Annotated in this window: 12 protein-coding genes and 1 tRNA gene; 2 read left to right on the top strand and 11 right to left on the bottom strand. The window is 66.1% G+C overall.

Translation table 11 applies throughout. The features are described from left to right. Window positions 1-133: 133 nt before the first annotated feature. The 11 genes from G5V65_RS02490 to G5V65_RS02540 all read right to left on the bottom strand — a co-directional run bounded on the left by G5V65_RS02490 (window position 134) and on the right by G5V65_RS02540 (window position 10,828). The gene (locus G5V65_RS02490) at window positions 134-1,192 is read right to left on the bottom strand and encodes a Gfo/Idh/MocA family protein (protein WP_165046858.1); all 1,059 of its coding nucleotides are present in this window, start codon (window positions 1,190-1,192) and stop codon (window positions 134-136) included. Window position 1,193: 1 nt separating this feature from the next. After that, window positions 1,194-1,979 (bottom strand): ThuA domain-containing protein, encoded by a 786-nt coding sequence (locus tag G5V65_RS02495; protein ID WP_165046859.1) that lies wholly within the window; start codon window positions 1,977-1,979, stop codon window positions 1,194-1,196. A 133-nt stretch (window positions 1,980-2,112) separates the two neighbouring features. Continuing rightward, window positions 2,113-2,187 (bottom strand) — tRNA-Glu (locus tag G5V65_RS02500). Between the two features lie 98 nt (window positions 2,188-2,285). Beyond that, window positions 2,286-4,037: a single-stranded-DNA-specific exonuclease RecJ gene (recJ, locus tag G5V65_RS02505; RefSeq protein ID WP_165046860.1), complete on the bottom strand. Its 1,752-nt coding sequence runs from the start codon at window positions 4,035-4,037 to the stop codon at window positions 2,286-2,288. A 115-nt stretch (window positions 4,038-4,152) separates the two neighbouring features. Next, the gene (gene glpX, locus G5V65_RS02510) at window positions 4,153-5,118 is read right to left on the bottom strand and encodes a class II fructose-bisphosphatase (protein WP_165046861.1); all 966 of its coding nucleotides are present in this window, start codon (window positions 5,116-5,118) and stop codon (window positions 4,153-4,155) included. Between the two features lie 224 nt (window positions 5,119-5,342). Next, window positions 5,343-6,638, bottom strand: coding sequence for a homoserine dehydrogenase (locus tag G5V65_RS02515; protein ID WP_165046862.1), 1,296 nt, complete (start codon window positions 6,636-6,638; stop codon window positions 5,343-5,345). A gap of 97 nt (window positions 6,639-6,735) precedes the next feature. Further along, a complete protein-coding gene (locus tag G5V65_RS02520) occupies window positions 6,736-6,948 on the bottom strand; it encodes a hypothetical protein (RefSeq protein ID WP_165046863.1) in 213 nt (70 codons plus the stop codon). Window positions 6,949-7,003: 55 nt separating this feature from the next. Beyond that, complete coding sequence (locus tag G5V65_RS02525) at window positions 7,004-7,915, bottom strand: pirin family protein (RefSeq protein WP_165046864.1); 912 nt, start codon at window positions 7,913-7,915, stop codon at window positions 7,004-7,006. Window positions 7,916-8,035: 120 nt separating this feature from the next. Then, window positions 8,036-8,626, bottom strand: coding sequence for a TadE/TadG family type IV pilus assembly protein (locus tag G5V65_RS02530; RefSeq protein WP_165046865.1), 591 nt, complete (start codon window positions 8,624-8,626; stop codon window positions 8,036-8,038). A 7-nt stretch (window positions 8,627-8,633) separates the two neighbouring features. Then, a complete protein-coding gene (locus G5V65_RS02535; RefSeq protein WP_165046866.1) occupies window positions 8,634-9,167 on the bottom strand; it encodes a TadE/TadG family type IV pilus assembly protein in 534 nt (177 codons plus the stop codon). Further along, entirely contained in the window at window positions 9,167-10,828 is a 1,662-nt protein-coding gene (locus G5V65_RS02540) for a VWA domain-containing protein (protein WP_165046867.1), read from the bottom strand. Before G5V65_RS02540 ends, G5V65_RS02535 begins: the two co-directional genes overlap by 1 nt. Window positions 10,829-11,385: 557 nt before the next feature. Here G5V65_RS02540 and G5V65_RS02545 point away from each other — a divergent pair. Together G5V65_RS02545 and G5V65_RS02550 are read left to right on the top strand one after the other, a co-directional pair. Beyond that, entirely contained in the window at window positions 11,386-12,816 is a 1,431-nt protein-coding gene (locus tag G5V65_RS02545) for a Glu/Leu/Phe/Val family dehydrogenase (protein WP_165046868.1), read from the top strand. A gap of 169 nt (window positions 12,817-12,985) precedes the next feature. Beyond that, the gene (locus G5V65_RS02550) at window positions 12,986-14,236 is read left to right on the top strand and encodes a sarcosine oxidase subunit beta family protein (protein WP_165046869.1); all 1,251 of its coding nucleotides are present in this window, start codon (window positions 12,986-12,988) and stop codon (window positions 14,234-14,236) included. The last annotated feature ends 135 nt before the right edge of the window (window positions 14,237-14,371 follow it).

Here is a 14,371-nt window from a genome sequence, read left to right on the forward strand (position 1 = left end):
TTTCTGTGAGGGGGGGATTCTGTCAACAGAAATTTCAAACTCAAATCAAAGCAGGCATCACGGCCGCCCCAGATTTCTCCGCGGACCTTATAAAATCATTCACTTACAACGGCTTGATGGGGATCCCGCCCGATCAGGCGGGCAGGCCTTCGCCACGTCGCGCGGCCGAATCCTCTGCCAGGTCCAGCAGGGCCTGAAGCTCTGCCCCCCGGGCAAAATCAGGCTCGGCCGGGCCTTCGCCGCGAATCGCCGCGATGAATCGTTCATAGACCGTGGGCAGAATGGGGCAGGGCAGTTCCTGCCAGAGCGCGGCTTTCAGGTCCGGTTCCAGGCAGGCGAAGAGCTGGCTTTGCCCGCCTTCGAAGCGCAGGTCGAGGCCGCCCTTGTCGCCATAGATCCGCAGGCGCAGGTCGTTCAGATGACCACTGGCAAAGCGCGTCGCGGCCACGGTGCCCAGCGCGCCATTGGCCAGCACCACCTGCATCGTGGCACTGTCATTGGCATCGAGGACATAGTCGCCGATCCGCCCGCCCGGGGCCTTGTCGAAGGTGGCCAGCCGGCAGGACATCTCGGCCACCGGCAGCCCGGCGGCGAAGGTCGCGAAATCGAGGATATGGATCCCCACATCGCCCAGCACGCCCTTCGATCCATGCGCCTGCGACAACCGCCAGAGCCACTGGCTCTCCTTGTTCCAGGCGCCCCAGGCATCCTGCACCAGCCAGCTTTGCAGATAGCTGGCCTCGAAATGCCGGACGGCACCGATGCGCCCGGCACGCACAAGGCGTGCTGCCTCCTGCAGGGCGGGGACATTGCGATAGGTCAGGTTGACCATGTTCACCACACCGGCCCGGGCGGCCAGATCGGCCATCTCGGCGGCATGGGCGGCGCTGGTGGCCAGCGGCTTTTCGCACAGGACATGCTTGCCCGCGGCCAGCACGGGCAGGGTGGTGGCGTGATGGGCGGCATCGGGGGTGACATTGGTCACGGCATCGAACCGGCCCCAGGCCAATGCCTCGTCCAGGGTGGCAAAGCCATGGGGGATGCCGTGGGCCTGCCGGAAGGCGGCCAGCGCCTCGGGGCGGGGATCGACCCCGGCCACCAGTTCCACCCCGGGAATGGCGGCAAAGCTCTGGGCATGGTTGGCTGCCATGCCGCCGGTCCCGATGATCAGCAGGCGGATCGGTTGCGCCATCTCAGCGATACCCTTCCTCGCCGTCGTGATGCAGGCGCGGCCCGCGTTCGGTGATCGGCTCCAGCGCCGCATCCACGGGGCGGTTGGGCGCGGCCCCGGGATCGGCGATGCGCGCCGCCGGATTATGGGCCCAGCGCACCGCATTGGCGATCACGCGCTGCACATTGGCATCGTGATAGGTGGGATAGGTTTCATGCCCCGGCCGGAAGTAGAACAGATTGCCCGCCCCGCGCCGATAGGTCAGCCCCGAGCGGAACACCTCGCCCCCCGCGAACCACGAGATGAAGACCGTCTCCAGCGGTTCCGGCACGCCAAAGGGTTCGCCATACATCTCTTCGTGTTCCAGTTCGAAATGATCCGGCAGGCCCGCCGCGATCGGGTGCTGGCGGCTGGTGACCCACAGCCTTTCGCGTTCGCCCGCCTCGCGCCATGTCAGGTTGCAGGGCGCGCCCATCAGGCGCTTGAAGGGTTTGGCGAAATGGGCCGAATGCAGGAAGATCATGCCCATCCCGCCCCAGACCGCCTCGCAGACCCGGTCGACCACGGCATCGGCCACCTCGCCATGGGCGGCATGGCCCCACCAGATCAGCACATCCGTCGCGGCAAGGGTTTCCGGCGTCAGCCCATGCTCCGGCTCCTGAAGGGTGGCCGTGCGCGCCGTGATGCCCCCCGCCCGGTTCAGCGCGGCGGCGATGGTGCCGTGCATCGTGTCGGGATAGACCTGCGCCACCACCTTGTTCTTCTGTTCATGGACATTCTCGCCCCAGACGGTGACCCGGATCGACATCTTACCGCTTCCTTCCTGCGCTGCACCCCTTGCGCGCCTGGTCGCCGCGCGCTCCGGGCCATGCTGGCATCGCCCAAGGCCAAGCGCAACCCGCCGCGCAGCGTGGGTATCGCCTTGGTGATGCAGGGGAAAGTGGCAGCCCGTAGGGGAGTCGAACCCCTCTTCCCAGGTTGAAAACCTGGTGTCCTAACCGATAGACGAACGGGCCACGATCAGTGCGGCGCTGTCTAAAGCCGGGACCGCCGACTCGCAAGAGGGAAAATGCGCGCCAGTTCGCGCAGACCCCCACCGCCCCCTGCGGACGCATCACGCGCGGGCGGCATCCTCCAGCCGCAACTGCACCTTTGTCCGGCCATTCCACTGGTTCAGTTCCAGCTTGCCCGCAAGGTGAAAGCGCTGGTGGCCGCCCTCCAGCAGGGCGGGGCCGAGCGGGCCTTCGAAGGCCCCGAAGGCCACCGCGTCGAGCTTGGGTCCCATCCCGTCGCCGAAGGACAGGCGCAGATGGCTTTCGCCGATGCGCCGGGCGCTGGTCGCCATGGCGGCAAAGGCAAAGCGCGGGGCAGGGGAAGAGGCCCCGAAGGGCCCCGCCTCTTCCAGCCGCTCCACCAGATCGCGATCCGCGGCGCCCGGCATCAGCAACCCGTCCAGCCGCAGATCGGCCGGCCCTGCGCTGCCTGCCCCCTGTCGCGCCAGCAGGTCCGACAGGCGCGCCATCGCGGCCTCAAGCTGCGCCGCATCGACCGTCAGGCCAGCCGCCATGCGATGCCCGCCGCCCTTGATCAAAAGCCCCTCATCCGCCAGCCGATGCACCGAAGCGCCCAGATCGACGCCCGAGATCGACCGCCCCGATCCCTTGCCGATGCCGCCATCCAGCCCGATCACCACGGCGGGGCGGTTGGTCGCCTCCTTCAGGCGGCTGGCGACGATCCCCACCACGCCGGGATGCCACCCCTCGCCCGCCGCCCAGACCAGCGGCGCGTCCAGACCGCGCGCCTCGGCCTGGGCCATGGCGGCCTCGCGCACGCGCATCTCGATCTCGCGCCGTTCGGTGTTCAACTCGTCCAGCCTGTCGGCCAGGGCGCGGGCCTCGGCCTCGTCCTCGGTGATCAGAAGCCGCGCGCCCAGATCGGCCGCGCCGATCCGCCCGCCCGCATTGACCCGGGGGCCCAGCAGGAAGCCAAGGCTGTATGTATTGGGGGCCTGATCCATCCGCGCCACATCGGCAAGCGCCCGCAGGCCCGGCCGCCTGCGCTGCGCCATGATCTTCAGGCCCTGCCGGACCAGCGCACGGTTGACCCCGATCAGCGGGGCCACATCGGCGACAGTGGCCAGCGCCACCAGATCAAGCAGGGCCATCAGATCCGGCCCCTGCACGGCATCGGCGCGCAACTGGCGGTTCGCCTCGACCAGCATCAGGAAGACGACCGAAGCCGCGCAGAGATGGCCAAGCCCGCCATCCTCATCCTGCCGGTTGGGGTTCACCACGGCCAGCGCTGGCGGCAGGGTTTCCGCGCCCAGGTGATGATCCAGCACGATCACATCCGCCCCCGCGGCCACGGCCGCCGCGATCGGCTCATGCGACAGGGTTCCGCAATCCACGCAGATGATCAGCCGGTGCCTTTCGGCAAGCGCCTGCATCGCCGGCACGTTCGGGCCATAGCCTTCGTCGATCCGGTCGGGGATATAGAGTGTGGCCTGATGCCCCATCGCCCGCAGCCAGACCAGCAGCAACGCCGCCGATGCGCCGCCATCGACATCGTAATCCGCAAAGACGGCAATCGCCTCGCGCCCCTTCAGCGCCTTCAGGAACCGCGCCGCCGCCGGGCCCATGTCGCGCAGCGTCAGGGGATCGGGAAGAAGGTCGCGCAGGGCGGGCTGCAGATAGGCCGCGGCCTCGTCCGGGGGGACGCCCCGCTTGACCAGCGTATGGCACAGGGCCAGCGGCAGATGCGTCTGCTGCGCCATGGCCTCGGCTAGCCGGTCCTCTTCGGCCGAGGGGCCGATCCAGCGCCGCCCGGTGAGCGAGGTTTCGACATTCAGGAATGCGCGTGCGGTCATGCCCGAGGAAGTGCCGCAAAGCCCGCAAGGGCGCAAGAGGCGATGCCGGATCCCGCGCCCCGCGCGCCGCCCGATCCGCGGGCCGGCGCGGGGCGCGCGGGTGGCTGTGGCCGCGCTATTTCAGCGGGCTGCGATAGGTCATCCGGCGCACGGATCCTGTCTTCGACCGCATCAGGATCGTCTCCGTCGTCACGGCGGTCGGTTCGCGCTTGATCCCCGACAGGAGCGAGCCACTGGTGACGCCCGTCGCGGCAAAGATCACATCGCCGCGCACCAGATCGTCACGCGTATAGACGCGATCGAAATTGCTGATCCCGGCCTTGCGCGCCCGGGCGCGTTCGTCATCGTTGCGGAACAGGAGCTTGCCGAAGAACTGGCCGCCCATGCATTTCAGCGCGGCCGCCGCCAGCACCCCTTCGGGCGCCCCGCCCGATCCCATATACATGTCGATCCCCGTCACATCGGGTTCGGCGCAATGCATGACACCCGCCACATCGCCATCGGTGATCAGCCGGATCGCCGCCCCGGTGGAGCGAATCTCCTTGATCATCTCTTCATGCCGGGGGCGTTCCAGCACGCAGACGGTGATGTTCTCGGTCGAGCAGCCCTTGGCGGCGGCAAGGGCCGAGACGCGTTCCGACGGCGTCATCGTCATGGTCACGGTGCCGGGCTTGTAGCCGGGGCCGATGGCCAGCTTTTCCATATAGACATCGGGCGCATGCAGCAGCGTGCCGCGCGGTGCCATGGCAATCACGGTCAGCGCGTTGGGCATGTCCTTCGCGGTCAGCGTCGTGCCTTCCAGCGGATCCAGCGCGATGTCCACGGCGGGGCCCTTTCCGGTGCCCACCTCTTCGCCGATATAGAGCATCGGCGCCTCGTCCCGTTCCCCTTCGCCGATCACCACGACCCCTGCAATGTCAAGCAGGTTCAACTGGTTGCGCATGGCATTGACCGCGGCCTGATCGGCGGCCTTCTCATCGCCGCGCCCGATCAGTGCGGCCGAAGCCAGCGCCGCCGCCTCGGAGACGCGGGCAAGGCCCAGCGAAAGCAGACGGTCCTGAAATTCTTCCTTGTCGGCCATGCGTCTCTCTCCCAATGGCTTTTCGCCCGCTTAGCGCCCGGCGGGGGGCGCGGCAAGCATGGTGACGCTAACGGCGGGCAGGATTGCGGCGCGACGGGGGCCCGAGGGGGAAAATTCTTCTTCCGAAGAATTTTCCCGGCCCCGCCCTGCGGGCGGGGGGCAAATTTTTCGCATGAAAAATTTGCTGCTGCGAAAACTTTTCAGGGAAAAGTTTTCGTCCCCGCTCAGACTTCTTCGATCCGGATCGCCACCGGGCTGCCGACAACCACGCCAGTGGCCGGGAAGGACGCCAGTGCATGGGCAATATCGGCCGGTGCGGCCTTGTGAGTGACGATCAGCACGATGGCCTTGTCATCGGCCTCTCCGGGCTGGTTGATCTGGCGCATCTGGTCGATGGAAATGCCCGCCTCGCCGATGCAGGTGGCGACCTTGGCCAGCGCGCCGGGTTTGTCGAGCAGTGTCATCCGCAGGTAATAGGGCGCGGGCGTGGCCGAACGGGCCGGGACCGCCTCGACCAGCGAAGCCGCGGGACGTCCGAATGTGGGAAGTCGCAGGCCGCGCGCGATGTCGATCACATCGGCCATCACCGCGCTGGCCGTCGGGCCTTCGCCCGCGCCGGGGCCGCGCAGCACGATCTGGCCCACGCTGTCGCCTTCCAGAACCACCATGTTGGTGCCGCCCTGCAACTGCCCCAGCGGGCTTTCGGCCGGCACAAGGCAGGGCGTCATGCGCTGTTCCAGCCCGCGGCCGGTCATCTGCGCCACGCCCAGCAGCTTGATGTGATAGCCCATCTCGTCGGCCATGCGGATGTCCTCGATCGAGACATTGCCGATGCCTTCCAGTTCCACCTTGTCGAAGCTGACTTTCGTGCCAAAGGCGATGGCGGCAAGCAGCGAAAGCTTGTGGCCCGCATCGATCCCGCCCACATCGAGGTTGGGGTCGGCTTCCAGATAGCCCAGCTGGCGGGCCTCTTCGAAGACTGTCTCGTAGGGCAGGCCCGCATTCTGCATGCGGGTGAGGATATAGTTGCAGGTGCCGTTCATCACGCCCATGACGCGCCGCATCTGATTGGCGGCGAGCCCTTCGGTCAGGGCCTTGATCACCGGAATGCCGCCTGCGACGGCGGCTTCGAAGCGGATGACGCGGCCCGCGGCCTCGGCGGTTTCGGCAAGGTTCTGGCCATGATGGGCAAGCAGCGCCTTGTTGGCGGTCACGATGTCCTTGTCCGCCGCCAGCGCGGCCTCGGTCGCCGCCTTCGCGGGGCCGTCATGGCCGCCCATCACCTCGACGAAGACATCCACGTCATCGCGCTGCGCCAGGGCCACGGGATCGTCCTCCCAGGCGTAACCGGACAGGTCGGCATCGCGGTTCTTCGTGCGGTCGCGGGCCGAGACGGCGGTGATGACGACGGGGCGACCGGCCCGCGCGGCGATCAGGTCGGCATGTTTCTGCACGATCCTGACGACGCCGATGCCAACGGTTCCCAGACCGGCAAGACCGAGGCGGAGGGGCGTGGGCATGAGAGACTCCATCATGGATCAGACCCCGCCCTGTTAGCCGTTCGTGGCAGGGCTTGCAACGCAGGGCGCATGCCCGCGCACGGCCCGCGGGGCTGGGTCAGCCGGAGGCCCCCGCGCGGCCCCGCAGCGCATCGCCGCGCGCGGCCATGGCGGCGGCGGCCTCGGCGTCCAGCGTCGGGCTGTCGGCGGCGAGGATATCCTCGATCGGCAGCAGGGCCGGGGGCGCGGCGGGCGCGCCTGCATCCAGAAAGCCCGGCTCTGCGCAGGCGGCCAGCGCGAAGGGGAGGAACAGGGCAGGGATCAGGCGCATGGGCGGCTCCGGCAGGGTGGGGGCATGTTAGACGCCCGCCCCGCCGGGGGAAAGATCAATGCGCGGGGCGGATGAAGGTACCGTTCTTCAACTCGGCCATGGCCTGCCGGATTTCCGCCTGGGTATTCATCACGATGGGCCCATGCCAGGCCACGGGTTCCTGGATCGGCGCGCCCGAGATCAGCAGGAAGCGGATGCCGTCGGGGCCGGCCTGCACCGTCACCTCGTCGCCGGTGCCGAACTGCACCAGCGTCCGGTCGCCCGACATGTCGCGGATGTTCACCTCCTCGCCCATCACCTCCTTCTCCAGCAAGACGCCGCGGGGGCGGCTGGCATCGCGGAAACTGCCGCGGCCTTCGAAGACATAGGCAAAGGCGCGGCGGTAGGTATCCACCTTGAAGCTCTTCTTCCGGCCCGGCGGAACGTAGATGTCGAGGTATTGCGGATCGGCGGCGATGCCATCGACCGGGCCGGTCTTGCCCCAGAAGCTGCCGACGATCACCTTCACGATGGTGCCGTCATCATCCATGATCTCGGGGATGTCGCGGCCCTTCACATCCTGATAGCGCGGCGCGGTCATCTTCAGGCTGGAGGGCAGGTTCGCCCAAAGCTGGAAGCCATGCATCTGCCCCTTGGCATTCCCGCGCGGCATTTCCTGATGCAGGATGCCCGACCCTGCCGTCATCCACTGCACGTCGCCGCCCTTCAGGAGGCCATGATTGCCCAGGCTGTCGCCATGTTCCACGGCACCGGCAAGGACATAGGTGATCGTCTCGATCCCGCGATGCGGGTGCCAGGGAAAGCCGCGCATGTAGTCGCGCGGATCCTCGTTGCGGAAATCGTCGAACAGCAGGAAGGGATCCATCCGTTCGGGATCGCCAAAGCCGAAGGCACGGTGCAGATGCACGCCCGCGCCTTCATAGGTGGGCTGGGCGCGGTCTTCGTGGGTGACGGGGCGGATGGACATGGGCGCACTCCCTGTGATGCAGCACTGCAAGCTAGGATGTGCAGGCGGGGCGGACAATGCCGCCCCGCGCGAAATCGCTGTGCCCCGGCGCACAATGGCAGGCCGGGGGTGCGGATCAGATCAGCACTGAACACCGGTCATGCAGAGCGTGGGCAGGAAACGCGGCCGCAGGGCGATGGTTTCGTTGATCGTCGTCACATCCAGGATGTCGGTCACCGGCGAATAGGGCACGACCACCTCGAAGACGATCATGTTCGATCCGACGGCCATCATCGGGATATCTGCCTCGACCTGGGTCAGCGTGCCCTCGGTCAGCGGCAGCATCACGTTGCCCGGCGAATAGGACCACAGCACATCCAGCCCCTGCAGGCCCAGCGGCCCGTCCGAGGTGCGGCGGATGCTGGTGATGCGGACGCGGGCATCCTCGCCCTCGATCAGGTATTCCAGCGTGCGTTCCAGCCCGGTCAGGAAGGCCGGGGTGGCAGGCACCATCTCGCGCGACAGCATGTCTGCCACGGCATAGGTGCCTTTCTGGATCAGGTTCTGGGTCTGGTAGACATGCCAGAAGGCGAAGAAACCCGTCATGCCCATCGCCATGACCGGGACGATGAACATCGCCTCGGCCAGCAGGGTGCCTGACGTATCGGTGCCGAAGCGGCGGATCGCGCGGCCAAGGCCGGATTTCAGGGAAGACAGCAAGCGCATGGTCATCACCCCCTCAACTCGGTTCGTTCACATAGACCGAGGCCACCGACAGGGCATAGCCGCCCTGCGCGTCAAGCTCGATCGGGATGGCATAGGCGGATGTCGGGAAGATCGCATCCACTGTCACGCAGACACGGATCAGCATCAGGTCGTTCTGCTGGCCCGGCACGACTTCGGTCACCGGCTGAATGATCTCGTCATCGCGGGTCACGCAGGGATCGTTCTGATCGGGCAGAAGAAAGGTGGTGCGGCTGATCCGGCGAATGTCGACGGCGGTGTTCTCGTAACAGTTCTCCACCAGGAAGACGCGGTCGCAGATTTCCTGGCGCAGGAATTCCGCATCGGGATTGGTATACTGGCCCAGGCGCAGCGACCGGATCACCATGTCGGCGGCGCGGTCGATGCTGGCCCAGCGCGACATCATCATCCCGCTTTCCAGCGTGGCGATGAAGATGGTGAACAAGAGCGGCACCAGGATCGCGAATTCCACCGTGGCGGTGCCGTCCTCGCGCCGCAGGAAGCGTCGGAAAAGGGAAAGCGCGCGCATCAGTTCACAAGCCTCAGCTGGGTGATGTTGGTGGCGATCGCCTGGAAGGCGGCGTTCAGTTGGGCGGTGCTGGTCGAATGGAAGAAGTGCCCTTCGGAAGAGGAGCAACCCTTCACCGCGTTGATGCCGCGCGTCGGCGCCGAGAAGGCGATGCCATAGACCAGAACGCCCTCCTGCTTCGTCACGTTGCAGATGTCCTGCAGTTCCTCATCCATCTCGGGGGTCGAGGAGCTGGTGCCGCGCTGGCTGCGGAAATTGCCGAACCATTCGTTGTAGCGCGCGGTCCGCGTGCTGCTGGACGTGCCCAGCGCCCGGGCATAAAGGTGCCAGGCCGTCCAGCTGACGTTCAGTTCCTGCCAGGCCTGCTGCCAGGTCAGCTGCGTGCCCTGCGTGCCGGTGGTGCCGCCCCAGGATGTGGCGCGCCATTCGCCGGCGTTGCTGTTGCGATGGGGCACCCAGAACTGGTTGGTGCCGGCGGTCGCCGGACGCCCGGTCTGATGACGGATCGAATAGTTGCCATCCGTGCCCTTGAAGATCGGCGACAGGCCGGTGCGATAGTCGTCATTCAGGCGCACATCGCCGAAGTTCTCACCATCCGTCATCAGGACGACGATCTTCAGCGCGTCACGCTTGGAGTAGTCGAAAGGGCGGTCGCGGAATTCGGTCGGCACCACGCCCGCATCGACATATTCGTTCAGGACAGAGCGGAACTGCGGATCCAGCAGCGCACCGCCCCACTTCATTCCGGCATTGGTCGAGGTGGCGCCGATTGCCGTCAGATCGTCGATATAGTCATGCAGGTCGTTGATATCGTCATCGGGCAGGCGCACGACGTTCACCGCCGAAGGCGGGCACCAGACGTTGGCGGCCGTCGGCGAGCGCCCGGTGGTGGAATGCGATGTCGGGAAGGAACTCAGCGTGGTATAGGCATCCGCCCAGCCGGTGGCGGGCATTTCCAGCGTTCGCGAGATCCCGGTCGACGAATAGACCGAGGTCGGCATGTCCACGCAGTTGACATTCGCCGTCGCGGCAAGACCCGGCACATGGGTGACGTTGAACTTGGTGCGCAGCGATGCGCCAAGGTTCACCTGCCCGTTATAGGGCACGATGGCGATGGAGATCTTGTTGTTGTCATTGGCCAGAACCGTGCTGACGAAATTCTTCGCCGCCGATTTCAGCGAAGACAGCTTCGACCCGGCCATGGAGCCCGACACGTCAAGCACGAGGACGACCTCGATATTCGTCGCGCGCTGTTCGGCGACGGAGCGGCCCTTCACATCAATCACATCCACGCCCGAGGCATGCATGAACATCGTCTCGACCGGGATCTTCCCCTCCACCTCGACCGAGCGCTGCCCGGTGCCATTGGTGACGGCGACCTTGGTCAGATAGGACAGCAGCCCCTCGCGGTCGACGCAGTCGTTGACCACGGCCGTGGGGTCCAGCGTCTGGCGCAGGGCGGCGGCGTTCAGCGCGCAGCGGTCCAGCGTCTGGGCCAGCGCCGCCCGGCGGTTCTCCGTCCGCATCAGATCGACGGCCATGCCGCTCATCAGGAAGAAGGTGGCGAAGAGGAAAAGCCCGAAGACGAGCAGCGAGCCCTCTTCATTGCGGCGAAAGCGCCGGAACGGGCGAACAAGGAAGGACAGGGCGAAGTTACGCATGGCTGGCGTTCCCAAGATCGTTGCACGGCAGGCCGGTCACCGGCGATCCCGCATGTTCTTGCCCCCGGTCGGGGAAGGTGCGGAAAGCGGCGGGGTCCTGCAAGGGTTGCGTGTGGGGCGAGGAATCTTCCGCAGGGCGAATGAAACGGTCGGCCGAAATCCGCCATGATTGTGGCGGCGCAGCAGACAGTGCTTTCCGCAGGCTCCTGAGCGAGGGCCCAGGCGATTCGCAGCGCAGCGATCGGCCCAGAATCGCATCCGTTCGGCGTTTCACATGTGAAATCGTCATTCTCGGCCCTTTCAGGGATGCCTGCGGTGGCTCTCCACCCGTCCATAAGTCTGGGTTTCTAGCCGGAATGCTGGGCAGCATTGCGGCGCCATTAAGAAAGCTTCTGCCAAGATCCGCGCCGGGGCGAGGGCGCCTCGGGGCGCATTTGCGGGCCGGAATTAAAGGGTTTGAAACGCGGCCGTTCTAGACCTGCCTGCAAGGGTTCAGGTCATGTTACCCTCATGGCCGGGGACGCGCCGCCCCTCTGCGGCGCGAAAGGGAGGATGACATGCACCATTCCGGGGAACCGAGCTTTCGGGAATCCGTCGATCTGATGTTCAACCGCGCGGTCCGCCTGATGGATCTGTCGCCGGGGCTGGAACAGAAGATCCGCGTCTGCAACTCGACCTATACCGTCCGCTTCGGGGTCAGGTTGCGGGGCAAGATCGAAACCTTCACCGGCTATCGCTCGGTCCATTCGGAACATATGGAACCCGTGAAGGGTGGCATCCGCTATGCGCTGTCGGTCAACCAGGACGAGGTAGAGGCGCTGGCCGCGCTGATGACCTACAAATGCGCGCTGGTCGAAACGCCCTTCGGCGGATCGAAGGGCGGGCTCTGCATCGACCCGCGCGCCTGGGACGAACACGAACTGGAACAGATCACGCGCCGCTTCGCCTATGAACTGATCAAGCGCGACCTGATCCATCCGGCGCAGAACGTGCCCGCCCCTGACATGGGCACGGGCGAACGGGAAATGGCCTGGATCGCCGACCAATATGCCCGGATGAACACCACCGACATCAACGCCAAGGCCTGCGTCACCGGCAAGCCGCCCCATGCGGGCGGCATCCAGGGCCGGGTCGAGGCGACGGGCCGCGGCGTGCAATTCGCCCTGCGCGAATTCTTCCGCCATGCCGAGGATGTGGCCAAGGCCGGGCTGTCCGGCACGCTCGACGGCAAGCGCGCCGTGGTGCAGGGCCTGGGCAATGTGGGCTATCACGCCGCGAAATTCCTGTCGGAAGAGGACGGGGTGAAGATCACCGCCATCATCGAACGCGACGGCGCCCTGATCTCCGAGGCGGGCCTCGATGTCGAGGCCGTGCGCCAGCACCTTTCGGCGACCGGCGGGCTGAAGGGCTTTGCCGGGGCGCAGTTCACCGAGGCGGGCGCCGCCGTCCTGGAACAGGCCTGCGACATCCTGATCCCCGCCGCGATGGAGGGGGTGATCCACAAGGGCAACGCCCCGCGCATCACGGCCCCCCTGATCATCGAGGCGGCCAATGGCCCCATCACCTTTGGCGCGGATGAAATCCTGCGCCAGAAGGGCACGGTCATCATCCCCGACATGTATGCCAATGCGGGCGGTGTGACGGTCTCCTATTTCGAATGGGTCAAGAACCTGTCGCATATCCGTTTCGGCCGCATGCAGCGCCGCGCCGAAGAGGCGCGCTCGCGCCTGATGGTCGAAGAACTGGAACGCCTCAGCGCGGACAAGGGCCTTGGCTGGACGCTGGCGCCCGATTTCAAGGAAAAATTCCTGACCGGGTCGGACGAACTGGCGCTGGTGCGGTCGGGCCTCGATGACACGATGCGCACGGCCTATCAGGCGATGCGCGAGGTCTGGCACAGCCGCGCCGATGTCGAGGATCTGCGCGTCGCGGCCTATCTCGTGTCCATCGGGCGGGTGGCGCAGACCTATCGGTCCAAGGGGCTCTGACCAGGGGCTGCGCGAACCCGCGCCATGGCGCGGAACCGCACAGCCAAGGGGGCGCTTCCGAAAAGCGACACGATCCTGTCGCGGGCGGCAATGGCTTTGCGGGGCGGGGGTTGCATCCTCCGCCCCGCAACGCTTTGCTGGGCAGGCTGCTGCCAACGGGACGGATGGGATGCGCTATTCTGGGCTAAGGGTCATCACCGAAGGGCTTTTCGGGAACAAGGGCTGGAAACCGGCCTGGCGCGACCCTGCCCCCAAGGCCGAATATGACGCGATCATCATCGGCGGCGGCGGGCATGGGCTTTCGACTGCCTATTACCTTGCCAAGAACCACGGCATGACCAACATCGCCGTGCTGGAGAAGGGCTATCTCGGCTCGGGCAATATCGGGCGCAACACGACCATCGTGCGCGCCAACTACTTCCTGCCGGGAAATTCGGAATTCTACTCCCACTCGATGAAGCTGTGGGAGGGGTTGGAACTCGACCTCAACTACAACGTGATGCATTCGCAGCGCGGCCTCATCAACCTCTTCCATTCCGACGGCCAGCGCGATGCCTTCGTCCGGCGCGGCAATTCGATGATCAACCAGGGCGATGACGCGATCCTGCTGGACCGCGAGGGCGTGCGCGAGATGCTGCCCTATCTCGATTTCGAACAGACGCGGTTCCCGATCTATGGCGGCCTCTACCACCCGCGCGGCGGCACGGCGCGGCATGATGCGGTGGCATGGGGCTATGCGCGCGGGGCGGACCGGCGCGGCGTGGACCTGATCCAGAATTGCGAAGTGACGGGGATCGACATCGAAGGCGGCCGCGTGACGGGCGTTCAGACGACACGCGGCGCGATCAAGGCGAAGAAGGTGGGGATGGTCGTCGCCGGGCGGTCGTCACAGGTCGCCGCGATGGCCGGGATGCGGCTGCCCATCGAAAGCCACATCCTTCAGGCCTTCGTGACCGAGGGGCTGAAGCCAGTGATCGACCATGTCGTCAGCTTCGGCATGGGGCATTTCTACATCAGCCAGTCCGACAAGGGCGGTCTGGTCTTTGGCGGCGATCTGGATTTCTACGCAAGCTATGCCTCGCGCGGCAACCTGCCGATGGTGGAGCATGTGATGGAAGCGGGCATGACGTTGATGCCGATGATCGGGCGGGCCAAGGTGCTGCGGTCCTGGGGGGGCATCATGGACATGTCGCCCGACGGATCGCCCATCATCGACAAGACCCATATCGACGGCCTCTTCGTCGATTGCGGCTGGAATTACGGGGGTTTCAAGGCCGTGCCCGCCTCGGGCTTCTGCATGGCGCATCTGATGGCGACAGGCGAGTCCCACCCCGTCGCCGCCCGCTTCACCCTGAACCGTTTCGCGACCGGCCATATCCTCGACGAGGAAGGCACCGGGTCGCAGCACAACCTGCATTGACCATGTTCTCCATTCCCGCCTCGCACCCGGCCCCCACCGTCGCCGCCTTCGGCGAGGGTATTTGGGCCAAGATGAAGACCGCATCCTTCATCTTGGTGAAAATACCCCGGGGTGAGGCCGAAGGCCGAGGGGCAG

The sequence above is a fragment of the Paragemmobacter kunshanensis genome (genome assembly GCF_011059185.1).
GTDB classification, from domain to species: Bacteria; Pseudomonadota; Alphaproteobacteria; order Rhodobacterales; family Rhodobacteraceae; genus Paragemmobacter; species Paragemmobacter kunshanensis.

What these genes read in the sequence shown, in the direction of transcription:
- G5V65_RS02490 (WP_165046858.1), bottom strand. Translation starts at nt 1,192, where the DNA reads ATGGCGCAACCGATCCGCCTGCTGATCATCGGGACCGGCGGCATGGCA.
- G5V65_RS02495 (WP_165046859.1), bottom strand. Translation starts at nt 1,979, where the DNA reads ATGTCGATCCGGGTCACCGTCTGGGGCGAGAATGTCCATGAACAGAAG.
- recJ (WP_165046860.1), bottom strand. Translation starts at nt 4,037, where the DNA reads ATGACCGCACGCGCATTCCTGAATGTCGAAACCTCGCTCACCGGGCGG.
- glpX (WP_165046861.1), bottom strand. Translation starts at nt 5,118, where the DNA reads ATGGCCGACAAGGAAGAATTTCAGGACCGTCTGCTTTCGCTGGGCCTT.
- G5V65_RS02515 (WP_165046862.1), bottom strand. Translation starts at nt 6,638, where the DNA reads ATGCCCACGCCCCTCCGCCTCGGTCTTGCCGGTCTGGGAACCGTTGGC.
- G5V65_RS02520 (WP_165046863.1), bottom strand. Translation starts at nt 6,948, where the DNA reads ATGCGCCTGATCCCTGCCCTGTTCCTCCCCTTCGCGCTGGCCGCCTGC.
- G5V65_RS02525 (WP_165046864.1), bottom strand. Translation starts at nt 7,915, where the DNA reads ATGTCCATCCGCCCCGTCACCCACGAAGACCGCGCCCAGCCCACCTAT.
- G5V65_RS02530 (WP_165046865.1), bottom strand. Translation starts at nt 8,626, where the DNA reads ATGACCATGCGCTTGCTGTCTTCCCTGAAATCCGGCCTTGGCCGCGCG.
- G5V65_RS02535 (WP_165046866.1), bottom strand. Translation starts at nt 9,167, where the DNA reads ATGCGCGCGCTTTCCCTTTTCCGACGCTTCCTGCGGCGCGAGGACGGC.
- G5V65_RS02540 (WP_165046867.1), bottom strand. Translation starts at nt 10,828, where the DNA reads ATGCGTAACTTCGCCCTGTCCTTCCTTGTTCGCCCGTTCCGGCGCTTT.
- G5V65_RS02545 (WP_165046868.1), top strand. Translation starts at nt 11,386, where the DNA reads ATGCACCATTCCGGGGAACCGAGCTTTCGGGAATCCGTCGATCTGATG.
- G5V65_RS02550 (WP_165046869.1), top strand. Translation starts at nt 12,986, where the DNA reads ATGCGCTATTCTGGGCTAAGGGTCATCACCGAAGGGCTTTTCGGGAAC.